At 68.2% G+C, this 18,583-nt stretch carries 19 protein-coding genes and 1 tRNA gene; 7 read left to right on the top strand and 13 right to left on the bottom strand.

The window, feature by feature from the left end:
* Positions 1 to 10: 10 nt before the first annotated feature.
* Positions 11 to 1,696, bottom strand: a complete 1,686-nt coding sequence (locus tag AC3WJT_RS07655; RefSeq protein WP_492342511.1) for a gamma-glutamyltransferase family protein — start codon at positions 1,694 to 1,696, stop codon at positions 11 to 13.
* A gap of 61 nt (positions 1,697 to 1,757) precedes the next feature.
* On the opposite strand from AC3WJT_RS07655, the gene AC3WJT_RS07650 reads away from it, so the two are divergent.
* Positions 1,758 to 2,825 (top strand): P1 family peptidase, encoded by a 1,068-nt coding sequence (locus AC3WJT_RS07650; protein WP_492342510.1) that lies wholly within the window; start codon positions 1,758 to 1,760, stop codon positions 2,823 to 2,825.
* An 88-nt stretch (positions 2,826 to 2,913) separates the two neighbouring features.
* Positions 2,914 to 2,990: transfer RNA gene (locus AC3WJT_RS07645), tRNA-Arg, on the top strand.
* Between the two features lie 30 nt (positions 2,991 to 3,020).
* Here the strand turns inward: AC3WJT_RS07645 and AC3WJT_RS07640 are convergent.
* On the bottom strand, positions 3,021 to 4,169 hold the full coding sequence (locus AC3WJT_RS07640) for an alpha/beta hydrolase family protein (protein WP_492342509.1): 1,149 nt from the start codon (positions 4,167 to 4,169) through the stop codon (positions 3,021 to 3,023).
* A gap of 96 nt (positions 4,170 to 4,265) precedes the next feature.
* Between AC3WJT_RS07640 and AC3WJT_RS07635 the strand changes: the two genes are divergently transcribed.
* Positions 4,266 to 4,955, top strand: a complete 690-nt coding sequence (locus AC3WJT_RS07635) for a VOC family protein (protein ID WP_492342508.1) — start codon at positions 4,266 to 4,268, stop codon at positions 4,953 to 4,955.
* Positions 4,956 to 4,960: 5 nt separating this feature from the next.
* The gene (locus AC3WJT_RS07630; RefSeq protein ID WP_492342507.1) at positions 4,961 to 5,641 is read left to right on the top strand and encodes a type I pantothenate kinase; all 681 of its coding nucleotides are present in this window, start codon (positions 4,961 to 4,963) and stop codon (positions 5,639 to 5,641) included.
* A gap of 3 nt (positions 5,642 to 5,644) precedes the next feature.
* On the opposite strand, the gene AC3WJT_RS07625 is transcribed toward AC3WJT_RS07630, so the two are convergent.
* The 11 genes from AC3WJT_RS07625 to AC3WJT_RS07575 form a co-directional block, all read right to left on the bottom strand.
* Positions 5,645 to 5,908 (bottom strand): hypothetical protein, encoded by a 264-nt coding sequence (locus tag AC3WJT_RS07625; protein ID WP_492342506.1) that lies wholly within the window; start codon positions 5,906 to 5,908, stop codon positions 5,645 to 5,647.
* Positions 5,909 to 5,913: 5 nt separating this feature from the next.
* Positions 5,914 to 6,063, bottom strand: a complete 150-nt coding sequence (locus tag AC3WJT_RS07620) for a hypothetical protein (RefSeq protein ID WP_492342505.1) — start codon at positions 6,061 to 6,063, stop codon at positions 5,914 to 5,916.
* 28 nt (positions 6,064 to 6,091) lie between these two features.
* Positions 6,092 to 6,451: a DUF6481 family protein gene (locus AC3WJT_RS07615; protein ID WP_492342504.1), complete on the bottom strand. Its 360-nt coding sequence runs from the start codon at positions 6,449 to 6,451 to the stop codon at positions 6,092 to 6,094.
* A gap of 33 nt (positions 6,452 to 6,484) precedes the next feature.
* Positions 6,485 to 6,706 (bottom strand): hypothetical protein, encoded by a 222-nt coding sequence (locus AC3WJT_RS07610; RefSeq protein ID WP_492342503.1) that lies wholly within the window; start codon positions 6,704 to 6,706, stop codon positions 6,485 to 6,487.
* A 289-nt stretch (positions 6,707 to 6,995) separates the two neighbouring features.
* A complete protein-coding gene (locus AC3WJT_RS07605) occupies positions 6,996 to 7,415 on the bottom strand; it encodes a YciI family protein (protein ID WP_492342502.1) in 420 nt (139 codons plus the stop codon).
* A 71-nt stretch (positions 7,416 to 7,486) separates the two neighbouring features.
* A complete protein-coding gene (locus AC3WJT_RS07600; RefSeq protein WP_492342501.1) occupies positions 7,487 to 8,224 on the bottom strand; it encodes a dienelactone hydrolase family protein in 738 nt (245 codons plus the stop codon).
* A 56-nt stretch (positions 8,225 to 8,280) separates the two neighbouring features.
* Complete coding sequence (locus tag AC3WJT_RS07595) at positions 8,281 to 9,060, bottom strand: WecB/TagA/CpsF family glycosyltransferase (RefSeq protein WP_492342500.1); 780 nt, start codon at positions 9,058 to 9,060, stop codon at positions 8,281 to 8,283.
* 47 nt (positions 9,061 to 9,107) lie between these two features.
* Entirely contained in the window at positions 9,108 to 9,374 is a 267-nt protein-coding gene (locus AC3WJT_RS07590) for a SemiSWEET family sugar transporter (protein WP_492342499.1), read from the bottom strand.
* A complete protein-coding gene (locus AC3WJT_RS07585; protein ID WP_492342498.1) occupies positions 9,371 to 9,838 on the bottom strand; it encodes a response regulator in 468 nt (155 codons plus the stop codon). The genes AC3WJT_RS07590 and AC3WJT_RS07585 overlap by 4 nt, the downstream gene beginning before the upstream one ends.
* Positions 9,839 to 9,848: 10 nt before the next feature.
* Positions 9,849 to 10,547 (bottom strand): sensor histidine kinase, encoded by a 699-nt coding sequence (locus AC3WJT_RS07580; protein WP_492342497.1) that lies wholly within the window; start codon positions 10,545 to 10,547, stop codon positions 9,849 to 9,851.
* A 119-nt stretch (positions 10,548 to 10,666) separates the two neighbouring features.
* The gene (locus tag AC3WJT_RS07575) at positions 10,667 to 14,248 is read right to left on the bottom strand and encodes an autotransporter domain-containing protein (RefSeq protein ID WP_492342496.1); all 3,582 of its coding nucleotides are present in this window, start codon (positions 14,246 to 14,248) and stop codon (positions 10,667 to 10,669) included.
* A 180-nt stretch (positions 14,249 to 14,428) separates the two neighbouring features.
* Here AC3WJT_RS07575 and AC3WJT_RS07570 point away from each other — a divergent pair, with 180 nt between their 5' ends.
* The 3 genes from AC3WJT_RS07570 (at position 14,429) to pstA (ending at position 18,578) form a co-directional block, all read left to right on the top strand.
* Positions 14,429 to 15,814 (top strand): sensor histidine kinase, encoded by a 1,386-nt coding sequence (locus AC3WJT_RS07570; RefSeq protein WP_492342495.1) that lies wholly within the window; start codon positions 14,429 to 14,431, stop codon positions 15,812 to 15,814.
* Positions 15,815 to 15,886: 72 nt separating this feature from the next.
* Entirely contained in the window at positions 15,887 to 17,329 is a 1,443-nt protein-coding gene (gene pstC / locus AC3WJT_RS07565; protein WP_492342494.1) for a phosphate ABC transporter permease subunit PstC, read from the top strand.
* Positions 17,322 to 18,578 (top strand): phosphate ABC transporter permease PstA, encoded by a 1,257-nt coding sequence (gene pstA / locus AC3WJT_RS07560; protein ID WP_492342493.1) that lies wholly within the window; start codon positions 17,322 to 17,324, stop codon positions 18,576 to 18,578. The genes pstC and pstA overlap by 8 nt, the downstream gene beginning before the upstream one ends.
* Positions 18,579 to 18,583 lie beyond the last annotated feature (5 nt).

Genomic DNA, 18,583 nt, shown 5'->3' with positions numbered 1-18,583 from the left:
CCGTCCGCGCCTAGAGCCCCTTCGCCACGCCCTCGCGGCGGGGATCGGCGGCGCCGACGAGGCCTTGCGGCGTGACGACGACGCCGTGGAGGCCGGAGTTCTCGCCGCCGGTGTTGCTGAAGGTCAGCCCCAACGCCTGTAGCCCGTCGACCACGCCGGGGGCGTACAGTGCCGGCTCGCTGGAGATACGATCGCCGCGCGCGATGAGGTTGGGCAGGTTGAACGCCTCCTGCAGCGTCAGGCGCCAGTCCAGGAGGCCCACCAGGGCCTTCAGGTTATAGGCGATGATCGACGGGCCGCCGGGCGAGCCGAGGGCCGCCACCAGCCGCCCCTGACGGTCCAGCACGATGACCGGCGACATCGACGAGCGCGGCCGCTTGCCCGGCCCCACCGCGTTGGCCGCCGGAGCCCCGTCGGGGTCCTTCGGCGAGAAGCTGAAATCGGTCAGCTGATTGTTCAGGAAGAAGCCGCCGACCATCCGGCCCGAGCCGAAGATGCTTTCGACGGTGGTGGTCATCGAGACGACGTTGCCCTTCGCATCGACGATGACGAAGTGCGAGGTGCCGCCCGGCTCAACCGTGCGATCCGGACCGCGCACGCCGGCGCCATCCGGATTGCCGGCCTTCGGCGCGGCGCCCAGCCGCTCACCGATCAGGGCGGCCCGGCTGTCGACGTAGGCGGGCTTCAGCAGCCCCTTCACGGGCACGTCGACGTCGCCGACGAACCGGTCGCGGTCGGCGTACATCAGCCGCTGAACCTGGGCGAACCGCAGCCAGCCGATCGGATCGGTCGGCCCCCGCGTGGCGATATCGGTCCGCTCCAGCAGCATCAGCCCCTGCAGCAGGCCCACGCCGCTCGACGGCGGGTTGGCGGTGCAGACGACATAGATCCGGTAGGGCCGGCACAGGGCCGCGTCCGAGGCCGGACGATATGCGCGGATGTCCGCGACCGTCATCGACCCGGGCAGGTCGCCCTCACCCAGACGGGCGACGATCGCCTCGGCGATGGGGCCTTCATACAGCGCGTCGGGCCCGTCGGCGGCCAGCCGGCGCAGGGTGGCGGCGTAATCGGGATTGCGCAGCAGGTCTCCGGCCACCATCCGGGCGCCGTCGGCCTTGCTGAAGTACTTGCGGCTGTCAGGCGTTGCGGCCTGCGGAAAGGGTCCGGCGATCATGCCGGCGAGGCGCGGGCTGATGATGAAGCCTTCGTCGGCCAGCCGCTCGCCGTCCGTGAACAGCGTCGACCAGGGCCTTACGCCGTGGTCCCTGTGCGCCAGCGCCAGCATGGCGACCACGCCCGGGACGCCCGTCGACCGGCCACTGAGCAGCGCCTTCACGAACGGCAGCGGCTTGCCGTCCGGGCCGAGGAACAGCGCGTCGGTCGCGGCCGCCGGCGCCGTCTCGCGACCGTCGTAGGCGGTGACCTTCTTCGCGGCGGCGTCGTAGTAGACCATGAAAGCGCCGCCGCCGATGCCCGAGCTCTGCGGCTCGACCAGGCTGAGCACCGCCTGTACGGCCACGGCCGCGTCAACGGCGCTCCCGCCCTCGCGCAGGACTCTCAGCCCCGCTTCCGTCGCCAGCGGATTGGCCGTGACCACCATGGCGGCCGAACCCGGGCGCGGCGGCGCGGCGGCCTCCTTCGGCAACAGCGAACACCCGCCCAGCAGAAGGGCGGCGAGAAGACTGACGAGGCGCATGCGAACTCCGGACAAGGCCGCGGCAGCATAGGGGCCGTACGCCGAAGGGAAACCCCCACGCATGGACAAGTTCCGGAGGTCGTGCCACTCGAACGGCATGGAAAAGGCGCGCCCCGGCCCCCGCAACCTGATCACCGACGTCCCCGGCCTGACGGTCGGCCAGGCGCAGGACGAGGTGGTCCGCACGGGCGTGACGGTCATCCTGCCGACCGAGCGGGCCGTCTGCGCCGTCGACGTGCGCGGCGGCGGCCCCGGCACCCGCGAGACCGACGCGCTGGATCCCGAAAACCTCGTGGGCGGTCGCGTGGACGCCGTCGTGCTGTCCGGCGGCTCGATGTATGGCCTGGCCGCCGGCGACGGCGTGGCCGCCTGGCTGGGCGCGCAGCGCCGCGGCTATCCTGTTTCCGTTCGGCCGGACGTCCCGGTCGCGCCGATCGTGCCGGCGGCGATCCTGTTCGACATGGCCAACGGCGGCGACAAGGCCTGGGGCCTCGAGCCGCCCTACCGCCGGCTCGGCATCGAGGCGGCAAAGGCGGCCGGACTGGACGTCGCCCTCGGCGTCGCCGGCTGCGGCTATGGCGCAAAGGCCGGCCAGCTGAAGGGCGGCACCGGCTCGGCCTCCATCGTCACCCCGGACGGCTACACCGTCGGCGCCATCGCCGGGGTCAACAGCTTCGGCTCCGTCGTCGGCGGCGACGGCCTGACCTTCTGGGCCTCGCTGTTCGAGATCGACGGCGAGTTCGGCGGCCGCTCGCCCGCCGGCCTGCCGATCGGCGCCGACGACTGGGGCCTGGCCAAGATGAACCCCGGCGTGCGCGAGAACACCACCATCGCCTGCGTCGCGACGGACGCGATCCTGACCCCGGTCCAGGCCAAACGGGTGGCGATCATGGCCCAGGCCGGCATGGCGCAGGCGATCCGCCCGGTTCACACCCCGTTCGACGGCGACGTGGTCTTCGCCCTCTCCACGGGCCGCATTCCGCTGGGCGACGCCCCCGACCGGCAGGTCGCCCGCATCGGCGCCCTGGCCGCCGACTGCCTCGCGCGCGCCATCGCCCGCGGCGTCCACGAAGCCGTCGCCTGGCCCGGCTGCGACACCCCCGACTGGCGCTCTCTCGCGGCCCGCTGAAAAAGGTCAGCGGAGCGCTTGCCTTTCCCCCGGACCCCGACTAGGTTCCGCGCCCTTGCAGGAGGCCTAGACGCCCCCCGCGAAATGCGCGCCCGTAGCTCAGCTGGATAGAGCATCAGACTACGAATCTGAGGGTCGGACGTTCGAATCGTTCCGGGCGCGCCATTTCTTCCCCTGCCAGAGGGGAGCGATCTCCTAGAACCCTCGCGCCGCCAGCCAGTCGCCCACCGCCTTCACCGCCTCCGGCAGCAGGTCGTAGCGTTCGATGTAGTAGTGGTCGGCGTCCTTGACCTCGACGAAGGTCTTGTCGTCCGAGGCCAGGGCCTCAAAGAGCCGCGCGGCGTGGCTGGGGGTGCAGGCGAGGTCGGCGGTGTTGCTGATCACCAGGGTCGGACAGGTCACGTTGGCGGCGTTCTTCAGGCCGTGGGCGCGGCTCTCGTCGTAGCTCCACTGCGACAGCCACGAGCGCAGGGTGGTGAAGCGGCCGAGGCCCACCGGCCCGTCGTTCACGATCCGCGGGTCGCCGAGATAGCAGGTGTAGGGCTTGCGGTCGGAGGGATCCTGTGTCGGGTCGGTCCAGCGCACGTCGCTCATGGTGCCGTAGACGACGAACGGCCGCTCCATGTCCGGGTCGGTCTTCTTCAGCTCGGCCAGGGTCGCCTTCGCGCGGGCGGTGATGCGGCGGTTGCGGGCGATCTGGGCCTCGCGGAAGCGGGCGACGAAGGCGTCGCTGTAGGGCGGCTGGTCCGGGCAGGCCGGGTCGTAGATGTTCAGCGACGGATCACGCTCGAAGGGTCTGTCCTCATCGAGGATCGAGGGGTCGAGCCACTCGGTCATGGTCACCGAGCGGCTGATGTGCGCCGCCAGCAGCATGATGCCGTCGGCCGGCTGCAGGTTCGCGGCGGCGAGGTCGATCGGGTCGCCCGCGGGGGTCTGCGTGATCGTCGGATGGACCGCCTGCTCCTGGTAGAACAGCGACAGTGAGCCGCCCCCCGACCAGCCGCCGAGGACGACCTTCTCGTAGCCGAAGCGCTTCTTCAGGTCGGCGATGCAGGCGCCGAGATCCGTCACGCACTTCTCGAGGATCAGGGCCGTGTCGTTCCCGCGGTAGCGCGGGTTGCAGTAGATGACATGGTGGCCGGCGTGGGCCAGGGCGGTGACCAGCGGCAGGAAGGATCCCCCGCCGATCGGATGGCTGAACAGCAGCGCCGTCTTCGACTCGCCCGCCTCCGGCCGGATGCGCATGCATTCGATGAACACCCGCCCCTCGGGCCCGCCGTAGGTCTCCTTGAGCCGGCTCTTCTCGGCGTAGGCGAAGCCGTAGGGTTCGCGGACAATGCTCATGGGGTTCCCCTACGTCGCCTGTTCGCCCGCTTGCCGGGGGCTGTTGTTTCTGGTTTCTGAGTCCGGAATTCAGGACGCAGAGTCAAGGAAACGACCATGTCCCAGCAACCTTCCGGCATCCATCACCTGGCCTTCATGGCCGGGGACATCAAGAAACACATCGCCTTCTTCTCCGAGGTGATGGGCTGCCCGCTGGTGGCGCTGTTCGACATGCACGGCGTGCCGGGAGGGCTGCACGCCTTCCTGCGGATGAACGAGCACAGCTATTTCTCGATCGTCCAGCTGCCCGACGTCGACAAGATCCCGATCAAGCTGGGCGAGACCCATGCGGGCAACGGCGCCCTGCCCAGCGCGGCGGGGACGCTGCAGCACCTGGCCTTCCGGGCGGACACGCTGGAGGACCTGATCGCCATGCGCGACCGGATCCGCAGCCACGGCGTCAACGTCATCGGCCCGATCGACCACGGCATGTGCCAGTCGATCTATTTTGCCGGTCCCGACCATATGACGCTGGAAGTGGCCACGGCCACGGGCGGCATCGACCCGAAGCTGTGGATCGACCCGGCGGTGCTGGCCAAGGCCGGGATCGACGACGCCGAGGCCGAGCGGTTCAAGGCGCCGGCGCCCTACACCGGTCCCAGCCCCGTGCCGCAGCCGGCCTATGCCGAGGACAAGCCGCACATGGCCTATCCGAAGGAGGCCTACCTGAAGATGCTGGCCATTCCCGACGAGATGCTCACGGCCGGGGCCTCCTATTCGGAGCCCCCGGTCAAGGCGCACGCCTGAGCGCCATGAGCCTGCCGGAGCTCGCGCGGCGGATCGCGGACGGGGCTTCGCCCGGCGCGGTCCTGATCGTCGGCGTCACCGGCTCGGTGGCGGCCGGCAAGAGCACCCTCTGTGCGGCGTTGAAGGCGACGCTGGAGCCGGCCTTGCGGGTCGAGGTGGTCTCGACCGACGGCTTCCTGTTTCCCAACGCCGTGCTGACCGGGCGCGGGACGCTGATGCGCAAGGGATATCCCGAGACCTATGACGTCGAAGGCCTGGCCGCGGTGCTCGAGGGCGTGCGGGCGGGGCCGGTGACGGTCCCGGGCTACTCCCATGTCATCTATGACATCGACCCGGCCCTCAGCCGGGCGGTGAGCCGGCCGGACATCCTGATCGTCGAGGGGCTCGGCCTGACGCCGCGGCCGCGGGGCCTGGACCTGCTGGTCTACATCGACGCCGACGAGGCCCATCTCGAGGACTGGTTCGCCGCCCGGTTCATGGATTTCTGGCGGGCGGCGGAGTCCGACCCGACGTCGTTCTACGCACGGTTCCGATCCATGACGGCGCCGGAGGCCGAGGCCTTCGCCCGGTCAATGGTCTGGACGCAGATGAACCTGCCGAACCTGCGCGAACACATCATCAAGGCGCGGGACGAGGCGGACATCGTGGTGCGCAAGCAGGCGGACCACAGCCTGATGCTGGCGTAACGACTACTTCCCGCCGCCGCCGGTGATTTCCTTGATCATGGCCTGGACCTGGGCCTTGCCGCCGGCGGCCCAGATGACCTTCAGATGCGCGAGCGTGCGGGCCGCCGAGTCATCGAAGCGCCAGTCGCAGGCGTCGAAGCGGCAGTTGTCGAACACCGGCGGCTTGCCACCGCTGTAGACCATCCGGCATTCGCGGAACTCGCAATCGGCGAACACCTCGTCATCCAGCGGAACGGTCTCGAGATTGAAAATGGTGGCGGTCTGCATGGTCGTTACTCGTCTTCGTCCTCAGGCTCGGCCGGAGCTTCCGGCTGGCCCAGTTCACGCGCGCGGCGCTTGGCCTCGGCCTTCTCGGCGGCCTTCACGGCCTTGAGACGCTCGCGTTCGCTGCGTTCGAAATTATAGTTGGGCTTGCGGGCCATGGCGGCGATCTCCCGTCAGGGTCTGAAACTACTGCCGCGCCTTGCGGGCGGCGTACTTGGCGTCTCGGGCGGCCTTCTGCTCGGCCTTGGTCAGCGCCTTGCGTTCCTTGCGCTCGCCACGGCGGGCGTCGAGGTCGGCTTCGGCACGGGCCGCTTCAGCGAGGCGGGCGGCCTCCTCGGCGTCGGCCAGGGCCTGCTTCGCGGCGGCCTTGGCTTCAGCGCGTTCGAGACGGACCTTTTCCAGCTCGGCGGCCTTCATCGCCGCGCGCTCCGCATACAGCGGATCGGTGACGGTAGCCTTGGGCTTAATCTTGGCGAGCATCGCCTGTTTGGCGGCCGAGGCCGTCTTGAGCCGGTCAGCGAAACCGGTTTTCAGAATATCGTTCATGAATCTTTCGGGGTGCGGGCTGATGCGCCCGGATCATTCCGGCGGCGGAGTCGGCGTCGGAGTCTCGGGGGCCGCCTCGACGGGCGGCTTGAAGGTGGCGGCGCAGATCGCCTCAAGATGCTTGCGGATAGAGCGGGCCGCGAGCAGGGCGTCGACCGCGCGGCAGCCTTCCGCCTTCAGCCGGTCCTTGAGGACATCGACATCGCGGAACTGGCCGGACCGGGCCAGGGCATAGGCGCGTTGAACAGTGGACATGGTCTTGATCTGCTTGAGGACGCGCGGACCGGGTCAGGCGCCGCACGATCAAATTGTCGGAAAGGAACGCGGGAGGCCCGGCGCCCGATCCGAAGACCAAGCTGAGTGAGCAACCGAACCAGAACGATATTCGACTTTGGCATCATACGCCAAAGGGCCGTTCAGCGCCACAGAAATACAGGCGCGCAGTTTACACTGCACGCCTGTCGTTGCGGCAAGCACCGGATTTCCTCAATACGCGCGCGGCCCTGGGCTCCTCCCGGCCTCCCGGGTCCGCCGCCTTGTCGGCTCAGGCGCGGGACCAGCCGCTGCCCTCGAGATCGAGGCCCTTGGCGGCCTCCTGGACCTCGGCGGAGAAGTCTTCCATCTCCTGGATTCGGCGGATCTCGATCACCTCGTTCTCCTGGGCGGGGCATCGGGCGGCCCAGGCCGTGGCCTCTTCCAGCGAGCCGACCTCGATGATCCAGAAGCCGCCCAGCGCTTCCTTGGACTCCGCGAACGGGCCGTCGGTGATCAGGGGCTTGCCACCCTTGAACGACACGCGCTTGCCCACCGCCGGCGGGTGCAGACCCTCGGCGTTGCGCAGGATGCCGGCGTCCACCAGAGACTGGTTGTAGGCCATCATCTTCTCGACGTCGTCGACGGGCAGGTCGAGTTCAGGGCCGGCCGACTCGTAGCCGCCGGGGATCATCAGCATCATGAAACGCATGGTCGGGTCTCCTTGGAAGGGTGGGTCGTCAGGATGACGAACGACCGGCGCCCGCCCCGACAAAATTTCGCTCAGCGCAACCGGCGCCGGAACAGCGCCAGGATCCGCTCCCAGTGCCGCTCGGACGCCGCCTTGTCGTAGGCCGCGCGCTGGGGAAAGACGTAGCCGTGCTCGACGCCCGGGCAGAGCTCGACCTCCGCCTTGACCCCGTTGGCGGCCAGATCATCGCGCAGGGGCGCGATGCTCTCCTCCGGGAACCAGCGATCGATCTGGGCGCAGCCGAAATAGAGCTCGGCGTCCGTCTGGCGGGCCAGCAGATGCGGGCTGTCGGGTTGGTCGGTCATCAGCGAGACGCCGTGGATCGAGGCTGCGGCCTTGACCCTGTCACGGAAGCGGGCGGCCGCGGCGATCGCGTAGGGACCACTCATGCAGTAGCCGACCGTCCCGACGGTCCGGCTCCAGGCGGCGGGGTCCGCGTCGGCGAACGTCAGCAGCGCCTCGGCGTCGCTCATCACCAGCGGGATCGAAAGGCTGTTCATCAGCTCGAACATCCGCGCCCGCCCCGGATCGTTCGGGTCCGGCGACAGGGTCCCCAGCTCCATCACCCCGGCGCGATAGTAGAGGTTGGGCAGCATCACGTAGTAGCCGCTGGTCGCCAGCCGTCGGGCCATGTCGCGCAACTCTTCGCGGATGGCCGGAGCGTCCATGAAGAACAGGAGGACCGGATGGGGCCCTTCCCGCTCGGGATGGACGATGAAGGTAGTGGTCGCGCCATCCCGGGTCGGGATGTCGAGCTGGCGTTCAATCATGGAAGGCCCCCTGGCAATTCGTTGTGACGAATATCAGGGACCAGCGGTTCTGTCCGCTAGCGGCGGTTGAACCGCGCGCCGACGTCGGCAAGCGCGGCAGGGGCCAGGAACCAGGGCTCGACCAGGTAGCGGAAGGCCAGACGTTTGGGCTGGGAAAGCAGGCGGTAGAGCCACTCGATCCCCAGCCGGCCTGTCCAGCGCGGTGCAGCGCTCTGCACGCCCGCCTCGTAGTCGAAGGCGGCGCCAACGGGGAAGAACACGCCACGGCCGATCAGTTGCCGGTTGGCCGCGATCCAGTCCTCCTGGCGCGGCATGCCCATGCCGACGAGGATGATGTCGGGATCAAAGGCGGCGATGTCCCGGCGCAGGGCGATGCTGTCGGCGCTCTGCGGGGCGATGTCGAAGAAGCCGTCGTGGACGGCCAGGTTCACGCCCGGATGCCGCCGGCGGATTTCCGCCGCCGCCCGCTCGCCCACGTCCGGCGCGCCGCCGACATGGAACACGCGCCAGCCGCGCTCGCGGGCCAGGCTCCAGAAGTCCTCACGCCAGTCGAGATAGGTCGAGCGGTGCTCACGCCCGACCTTCAGCCCCATCAGGCGACCCCACAGGATCATCGGCAGGCTGTCGATCTGGGTCAGCTCAGCGTCCTCGAAGAAGGCGCGCAAGGCCGGGGTCCGCTGAAGCAGGAACAGGCTGTGACTGTTGTGGTTAGCGATCACCGCCGTGCCGCCGCCGGCGACGAACACCTCCGTGGCCGCCAGCATCTCGGCCGGCGTGACGGGGTCGACATCGCCTCCGAGGAGGCGCAGGCGCAGGGCGGGTGCGAACAGGTCCATGCCGCGACTATGCCGACGGCCGATGTAGGGACGGTTGAGAGGCGTGGTTAAGCCTCTCTGAATTTCCACTTCAGGCCGAGGATAACGCCGCTGGCGACCAGACAGACCGCGTTCGACACCGCCACCGGCCAGCTGCCCAGCATCACGCCGTAGGACGTCCACAGGATGAACCCTGCCACCGTCAGCAGCCACATCCGCAGCGACACCGAGGAGGCGTCGCGCTCGCGCCAGATTTTCAGGATCTGCGGCGTAAAGCTGGCCATCGAACAGAGGGCGGCGCCGGCGCCGACGGCATTGATCCAGACGGGGCTCACGCCGAGCGGGGCATGTCGTGCACGCCCCAGCGCTCGGCCCACGCCGGCGCCAGTTGCAGGCCGGCGGGCGGCATCCCGGGGGCCCGGCCCTCTCTGAGACAGGCGTCCAGATAGACCAGGGCCATCTTCACACCGTGCTCGGAATAGGGCTTGCCGATCACGCCACAGGCGCCGGCGAAGTCATCAGGCAGACGGCGGACGTTGGCGGTCATGAACAGGGCGACCCCGCCGCAGTCGTGCGCAATACAGCGCGCCACGTCGATACCCGTCGGGCCATCGCTCAGGTGCACATCGACAAGGGCCAGATCCGGGCGCAGTTCGCGGGCCATGGCGACCGCCTCCTGCGAGGTCATGGCGTGGCCGACCTCAACGCAGCCAACTTCGCCGATGAGAAAGCCCAGCTCGGCGGCCAGCAACACTTCGTCTTCAACAATCAGGACATTCAGGGGATTACAGGACGCCATCAACAAGCACTCAATGTCTCCCGTTCACCGGCAACCGGATCACGGTCCGCACGCCAGGTTTGGCGTCCATCGTTTCGCGCTTTGCCCCGAGTTGCCCGCTCAGTAACGTCACGATGGTCTCACCAAAACCCGGTGCGGCGGCGGGAGTTCCCATGCCGACGCCATTGTCGGCGATTTCGACGAAAAAGCCGTCGGTCTCGCGGCCGACCGAAATGGAGAGCAGCCCGGGCCGGCCGTCCGGAAACGCATGGCGCACGGCGTTGACCAGCAGCTCGCTGATCAGCAGCGCCAGCGGCGCGGCCTGGGCCGCGGGAAGGTCGACCGGCTCCAGCTGCAGTCGCACCTGGATATCGCGCCGACCGGAACCGCCGATGACGTCATCGACCAGGTCCTCGACGAAGGCCGCCACGTTGAACCGCTCGACCTCCTCGCCCCTGAACAGGCGCCGGTGGACCGTCGCCACCGCGCTCACCCGCACCTGGGCGCCGTTGAGGGCATGCTTGACGGCCGGATCGCTGGATCGCCGCGCCTGCAGCTTGAGCAGCGATGTAATGAGCTGGAGGTTGTTCTTGACCCGGTGATCGACCTCGTGGAGCAGCGCGAGCTTCTGCTCCAGCGCCCGGGCCAGATCGAGAGTCGGCGGCGCGCAGGAACCTTGGCCGTCGACCGCTCGATCGGTCTCGCGCCCGCTTGAATTGTTGTCCTGCATACGGCCTCAAGTCAGCCCCCCGGCGGGCTGCAAACGAAAGAAACGCCGCCCGGTTCCAGACCGGACGGCGTTTCCGTCAATGCAGCGATGCGGGAAGCCGGCTTTCGGCGGCCCGGAGGCTAGAACATCATCCGGCCGGCGATCTGCAGATTGTAGACGTCCTGACCGTCGGTGGCCTCGTACTCGCCCTCGATGGCGACGTAGGACATCGGCGTCCCGGCCTTGAGCGACAGGCCGATGATCGTCGCGCCGTCACCAAGTTCCGCCGGATCCAGCGCGACCAGCTGGCCGTTCTTGAAGCGGAAGACCGTCTGGCCCATCTCGCCGCCGAGTCGCGCCCGGTAGCCGAGGCGCAGTTCCGGACGCCACCAGAGTTCGCGGCCGAAGGTGGCGCCGAAGGCGATCTCGGCGGTGCCGGTCAGGCGGCTGCTGGTGCGGTCCTCGATGAACAGGTTGAAGGCGTCCTGGCCGCCTGTCTCCTGACGCGAGCCCTCGCTCAGATACAGGTAGTCGATGCTGATCAGCGGACGGATGTACATCACGCCGACGTTGGCTTCGTAGGCGGCGCTGAGGCTGGCCAGTCCGGTGAAGCCGTTCCAGCCGGAGTCGGCCTGACGGATCAGGCTGTCGGTCGGCGAGACGAACACGCGATCGCCGTCGAACCAGGCGTAGCCAGCGCTGCCGCGCGCGCTGAACAGCCAGTTCTTGACCGACCGACGCCAGTAGACCCCGGCCTCGAGCAGCGAGATGGTGGTTTCCTCGCCGATCTGGGCGATGTCGTCCTTTTCCTCGGCGCTGATGAAGGCCAGCGTAGCCCCCAGCGCGCCGCCGTCGGCGCCCATGCTCTCGTAGCCGCCGACAAAGCCGAAGGCCTGCGTGTCAGAGCCCAGACCGACGCCGGCCTCGCGCATCACGCCGACGTTGATCTCCTGCATCCAGAAGCTGTCGGGGCCGTAGCGGGCGCGCGGGTCGGGACGGGTGGCGGTCAGGCGCGAGATCGTGCTGGTGATCGCGTCGATGGACGAAAACAGGCCCTCGCCCTGGTCGGGCAGCATCTGGTCATAAAGGGCGAGGAACTCCGCGCGCGTGTCGGCGGCGAGGAAGGCCTGCAACACCGCGTCGTCGCTGCTGAGCGCGTCATAGACCGCGTTCAGTGCGAGCGTCTGGTTGACGCCAAGATCCATCTCCAGCGCCGTGCGACGGCGGATGTCGATATAGACCTCGCCGGTAGCGGCGTTCGCCGACGCGTCCGCGACAACGAGGAACGGCGAGTTGCCGAGCAGGCTGTCGTCGATCGTGCCGACCGTGAGCCCCGCCGGCGCATCTGTCCGGATGATGGTGTAGCGCTCGGTGGGCGTCGTGATCAGGCTGGTGAGCTGGAGACCCAGCTGGGCGCCCGAGGCGATGTTGGCGGTCGCCACGGTGATCTGGGTCGCCGTATTGGCGGCCGGGTCGGCCGTCACGATCAGCGTGCTGTCCGCCGAAACCGACAGGCTCGTCGCATCCAGCACGCCGGTGTTGTTCAGCTGGACCGTGCCGTTGACGATGTTGATGGTCAGCTGGCCATCGGTGTCGGTGACCTCGCCGAGGTAGCCGGCGACCCACGACGCCGTACCGACGTTGAACACGTCCGCGCCATTGCCGAACGAAATATCACCGGAGATGACGCCGTTCTGCAGGTCGACCAGGTCAGCCCCGGAGCCCAGCTTGATCGCACCGAAGATCGATGACTCCTGGGCGTCGGCCACGCCGTCGTCGTCGAGGTCCAGATTATTGATCGTGTCGTCGGTGTCGAGGATGCCGTCGTTGTCGTCGTCCGTGTCGCTGGCGTTGGCGACGCCGTCGCCGTCGACATCATTGTCGTTGATGTCCAGCACGCCGTCGCCGTCGGTATCGCCGACCGTCGAGTACTGCACGAGGGTGACGCCGGTGGTGTTGTAGCGAAGGTCGAGGGCGATCGCCTGGCCGGCAATGACCTCATCGACCGCGTCGGTGTTCGTGTCGTCCGTATCGTCCTGGTCGTCTGTCGGGTTGATCGTGGCCGAAATGCTGCCGGTATTGGTGATCGAGTTCAGCAGCCCGCTGCCGTCCCACACCGCAACCGAGTTGCTCCGCTCGCCGTTGACGAAGGAGGTGATCACGCCGGTGTTGTTGAGCGTCGTCATCGTCGCGCCCGGATCGATGCGCAGCGCGAAGACATTGAACGAATCCTCGGTGGCCAGCGGCGCGGAGGTCGTCGCCATGCCGGCGTAGAGCGTTCCGTCATTCACGAGCGTCCCGACGTTGGCGCCGGACGCGAGGTGAACCGTCTGGACGTTGCCGTTGTAGGCGACCGAAGAGATCGCGCCGCTGACATACATCCCGCCGGTCAGGACCGTGGCGAAGCCCGCCGAGCCGCCGATCTTCACGCCCGTAGCGTCCAGATCGTCATAGGTTGCGGTCGAGCTGATGGAACCCGACAGGATCAGACCGTAGTTCAGACTGCCGGGACCCACGGCGCCGAGCGTGATGGCGCGCGTGTCCGACCCGATCAGCAGCGCCGGGGCCGAGCCGGCGATCGAGATGTTGGAATTGCCTTCCGCGCTGTCGACGATGCCGTCGCCGTCCAGATCGTCGTCGATGATGCCGTCGCCGTTATCGTCGGCGTCGTCGACGTCGAGGGTTCCGTCACCGTCATCGTCGGTGTCGGTGGTGTTCAGCGTGCCGTCGCCGTCGAAGTCGTCGTCGTCGATGCCATCGCCGTTGGCGTCGGTATCGGTGGTGTCGAGGATGCCGTCGTTGTCGTCGTCGGTGTCGGAGTTGTCGACCCAGCCGTCGTTGTCGAGGTCGTTGTCAGCCACCGGCGCGACGCCCAGGTTGACGCCGCCGGTGACGTCGCCCGCGATGCGCACCGCCGGACCGCTTTGCAGCAGATCGTCGGCATCGAGGATCGCGCGCGAGGCGGCGAGGGACGGCCGGGAGGCGTAGCGGAACCCCGTAACGCTGACGCTGCCCTGCATGCTCACAGCGCCGTTCACGTCGGCGTCGAGCGCGATGCCCACCGCGTTCTGGCCCGTGGCCGAAATCAGGCCGTTCAGGGTCACGTCGCCGGTGATCGCAGCCGTCGAGCGGATGCCATAGATATTGTTGCCGGTGATCGTCACGCTGCCGAAGTTGGTCAGGTCGCCGATCAGGGCGCTTTCGATGCTGATGCCGAACGAGTTGTTGCCCTCGATCGTGATCGCGCCGCTCGAGCTGTTCAGAATGTCGCCGGTGATCGCGCCGACGCCGGACGCCCGGATGCCGTAGCGGCCGGTGCCGTTGGCGAACGGGCCGTCAAGGTCGCCGTCCTTGTCGGTGTCCGTGGCCGCCCCAGCCTGGTTCAGCGAGTCATTGAGCGTGATGACGGCGTTGTTCGTCACGGTGGTCGTCGTGCCGCCGTTGATCTGGATGCCGATCGAACCGTCGACGTCCTGCGACGTGATCTGGCCGCTGCTCTGGACGGTGTTGTTGCTGTTGACCGTCACAATCGGCCCGGCGGTGGTGACCACCACGCTGCCGGTGTTGCTGATGATGATGTTGTCGGCCGCACCGCCATTGATCGTGCCGGTCGCGACAGGCGCGGTCCGCTTGTCGGTGATGGTGACGTCGGCCAGGGCCTGGCTCGCGAAGAGCAGCAGGGGGGCGGCGGCGACAGTTGCGACCAGACGCTTGCGAAACATGTACAGAGAACCCCGGACCTTCAACGGCGACACGTCAGTCCCCTTACGATGCGGCGAAATTGCGTCAGCCGTCATGAACCATCCCCAGGAACCCCGCCTCGTCTATCGCAAGGCCTGCAAGGGCGCCATATCTCGGGGCACCATAGCCCGTTGAAAAAATTGAATCGAGGCTTTCGCGCCATGCCCTCGCAAAGTGAGGCCAGACTTGACCGCTACACGGTCCTGGCCGGGGTCGCGGGGGCCGCCGCGCCGCTCCTGCTGGCGGGCCTGGGCCAGGCGCAGACCTTGCCCGCGCTGATGGTTTCGGCAGGCGTTGCCGGCCTTGGTCTTGCGCTGGCCCGCCGTCAGCGGGCCGGGACGCCGCCCGTAGCGACGTACCCCTCCGCGCCGCCGCCGTCCGCTCCCCTGCCCTTTTCAGCCATTCTCGACGCCCTCGAGGATCCGGTGATGGTGATCGAGACCGGCGCACCGGGTGAACTCGCCGATCACCGGCTGATCTTCGCCAACACCGCCGCGCGGTCCCTGTTCCGTGTCCAGCGCCAGGAGGCGCGGTTGATCACGGTGATCCGCAACCCGCAGGTCATCGAACTGGTCGACGAGGCGCTGATCGGCGGAATCGCCGGCCATGTCGCCTTTGAACCGACCGGCGCGCACGACCGGGTCTGGACGGCGACCGCCCGGCCGCTGGCCCGGCAGGAGGCGCGGCCGGCGCTGGCCCTGCTGGTGCTGCGCGACCAGACAGACCTGCGCCGGGCCGAGCGGATGCGCGCGGACTTCCTGGCCAACGCCAGCCATGAGTTGCGCACGCCGCTCGCCTCGCTGACCGGCTTCATCGAGACCCTGCGCGGCCCCGCCCGCGACGACACCGAGGCGCGCGACCGCTTCCTCGGCATCATGCAGGTCCAGGCCGAGCGGATGGCCCGTCTGATCGACGACCTGATGAGCCTGTCGCGCATTGAACTGAACGAACACATCGCGCCGCAGGGCTGTGTCGATCTGGCCCTGGCCGTGACCGATGTCGCCGACGCCATGACGCCCGTGCTGCGCGACAAGGACGTGCGCATCGACTGGGTCGCCCCGACGCCGGGCGCCACGCTCGTCGAGGGCGACCGCGACCAGATCATCCAGGTCATCCAGAACCTGATCGACAACGGCGTGAAATACTCGCCACGCGGCGGCGTGATCCGGGTGGAATTTCTGGCGCCTGTGGCCGGCGACCCACCGCCGGTCCGAGACCCGGACGCGGCGGGGCTGGCGCTGCTCACCCCCGAGCATCGCCCCGGAGAGCTCTATGCGCTTTTGCGATTCAGCGACTCGGGACCGGGCATGCCGCGCGATGCGTTGCCGCGGCTGACCGAGCGATTCTACCGGGTCGAGGGCCAGAAGAGCGGCGACCGGTCCGGAACGGGTCTCGGCCTCGCCATCGTCAAGCACATCGTCAACCGCCACCGTGGCGGCGTTTCCGTCGAGAGCATCGAAGGCCGCGGCGCAACCTTCTCGATCTGGCTGCCGCTCGCCGCCGACGCCCGGCAGGCGCGGCCGGAGGGTGTCACGGAAGTGTCATAGGACTGTCGCATAGGGACAGCATCGGCGGGGCAGGTTCCGGCCGTTCCCGCCGACGCGTTTCCCGGACCCGCGATGACCATCCTGATCGCCCTGGCCTTGCTCGCCGCCTTCTCCGCCAGCGTCTTCATGCTGGGCCGGCGCCGTGCCGTGGCCTTGGCGGAGGGGCGTTCGGCGTCCCTGCATTCGCTGCCCGGCTATCACGGGATCTGGGTCGCGCTCTGGGCCGGGGTTCCCGCCGCCCTGATCGTCATCCTCTTCGCCGTCTTCGGCGCGCGGATCGAGGAAAGCGCCCTGCGGGCGCAGGTGCCCGCGGCCGTCGCCGAGCTGTCCGCAGAGCGCCAGGAAGTCTTCTGGAGCGACGCCTCGGCGGTCGCCCGCGGCCAGACGCCCAGTGAAATCAGCTATCAGGGCGCGATCGGCGAGGCCCTCACGGCGAAGGCCGCCGAAGCCCGCAGGCTTTCAGCGATCGGACTGGTTTCGGTGCTGGCCCTGTCCGGCGTCCTGGCCCTGTGCGGGGTCCTGCTGACCTATCCCCGGCTTTCGAAGGATTTCCGCGCCCGCAATCGCGTCGAAGGCTGGACCGGCGTTCTCCTGATCGCCTGCTCGACGCTCGCCGTTCTGACGACCGTCGGCATCCTCGGCTCGCTGATCTGGGAGAGCCTGCGGTTCTTCCAGTCGGTCTCGCCGACCGACTTCCTGTTCGGAACCAGCTGGGACCCGCAGATCGCCATGCGCAGCGACCAGGTCGCCGCCCAGGGCGCTTTCGGCGCCGTCCCGCTGTTCGCCGGCACCTTCCTGATCATGATCATCGCCATGACCGTGGCCGCGCCGGTCGGGTTGTTCTCGGCGATCTATCTGTCGGAGTACGCCGGACCGGCGATGCGGGCGACGATCAAGCCGCTGCTCGAGATTCTCGCCGGCGTGCCGACCGTGGTCTACGGCTTCTTCGCCGCCCTGACGGTGGGACCATCCTTCCGCGCCTTCTTCAACTGGATCGGCGCCATGCTGGTCGAAGGGCCGATGGACCCGCTGGGTCAGTATCTGATGACCGTGCAGAACCAGATGGCCCTGACCGCGGGGGTGGTGATGGGGATCATGCTGATCCCGTTCGTCTCATCGCTCTCGGACGACATCATCAACGCGGTGCCGCAGACCTTGCGGGACGGCAGCTACGCCATGGGCGCGACCAAGTCGGAAACGGTGAAGCGGGTGATCCTTCCCGCCGCCCTCCCCGGCGTGGCCGGCGCCCTGATGCTGGCGATCTCCCGGGCCATCGGCGAGACGATGATCGTGACCATGGCCGCCGGCCTGCAGGCGAAGCTGACCGCCAACCCGCTGGACACCGTGACCACGGTCACCGTCCAGATCGTCACCCTGCTCACGGGCGACCAGGAATTCGACAGCCCCAAGACACTGGCCGCATTCGGTCTGGGCCTCACCCTCTTCACCGTAACCCTGGCCCTGAACATCGTCGCCCTGGGCCTCGTGCGGAAGTATCGCGAACACTATGACTGACGCCGCCGCCATCCGCCTGAAGAAGCGTCACGCCGCCGAAACGCGGTTCCGGATGTATGGCCGCGTGGCCATCATCGTGGCCCTGTCGTTCCTGGTCCTGCTGCTGGGCCGGATCGGGATGCAGGGCTACTCGACCTTCACCACCCACACCATTTCCCTTCCGGTCTACCTCGATCCGGCGCGGATCGACCGCAGCTATCTGGAAGGCTCGAACTACGACACCCTTGTCGCCCAGTCGCTGCTGAAACAGCTGGGTGAAACGGACGACGAGTTCAACACCGTGTCCGACGACGCCATGGGCCTGGTCAGCCGGGATCTGGGCTTCCAGATCCTCGACAAGATCAAGGCCGACCCGACGCTGATCGGCAAGACGATCTCCGTCACCGGCCCGGTCAAGGCTGACGCCGACCTGTACTACAAGGGCGAGCTCAAGCGATCGACGGACCAGGCCGACCGCAAGCTGAACGACCGGCAACTGGCCTGGCTGGATCGCCTCAAGAAGAGCGGCGCCGTCACCGGCGGGTTCAACGTCGGCTTCTTCACCCATGCCGACTCCACCGAACCTGAACAGGCGGGGATTCTGGGGGCGATCATCGGCTCGGCCATGATGCTGCTGGTGACCGCGCTGATCGCCGTGCCGATGGGCGTGCTGGCCGCGGTCTGGCTCGAGGAATTCGCGCCGAAGAACCGCTGGACCGACGTCATCGAGGTCAACATCAACAACCTCGCCGCCGTGCCGTCGATCGTCTACGGCCTGCTTGGCCTGGCGGTGTTCATCAACTGGTTCGGCGCGCCACGCGGGGCGCCGCTCACGGGCGGGATGGTGCTGGCGCTGATGGCGCTTCCTACGGTGATTATCGCCACCCGCTCGGCGCTAAAGGCTGTCCCGCCGTCAATCCGGGAGGCCGCTCTTGGCGTCGGCGCCTCGCGCACCCAGACCGTTTTCCACCACGTCCTGCCCCAGGCCATGCCCGGGGTGATGACGGGGACGATCCTCTCGCTCGCCCACGCCCTGGGCGAGACGGCGCCCCTGCTGATGATCGGCATGATCGCCTTCAACCCCGGCCTTCCCGAAGGCTTCACCAGTTCCGCCAGCGTGCTGCCGGTGCAGGTGTTCATCTGGGAAAACGCCTCCGAACGCGCTTTCCACGAGCGCACCGCCGCAGCCATCATTGTGCTGCTGGTCTTCATGATCGCGATGAACGCGGCCGCGGTGATCCTGCGCCGCCGCTTCGAGCGCAGATGGTAACCGAC

Source organism: Caulobacter sp. FW305-C-30-S16 (assembly GCF_058783025.1).
Note: the sequence above shows the minus strand (reverse complement) of the source record. Positions and strands in the feature narration are given on the sequence as shown.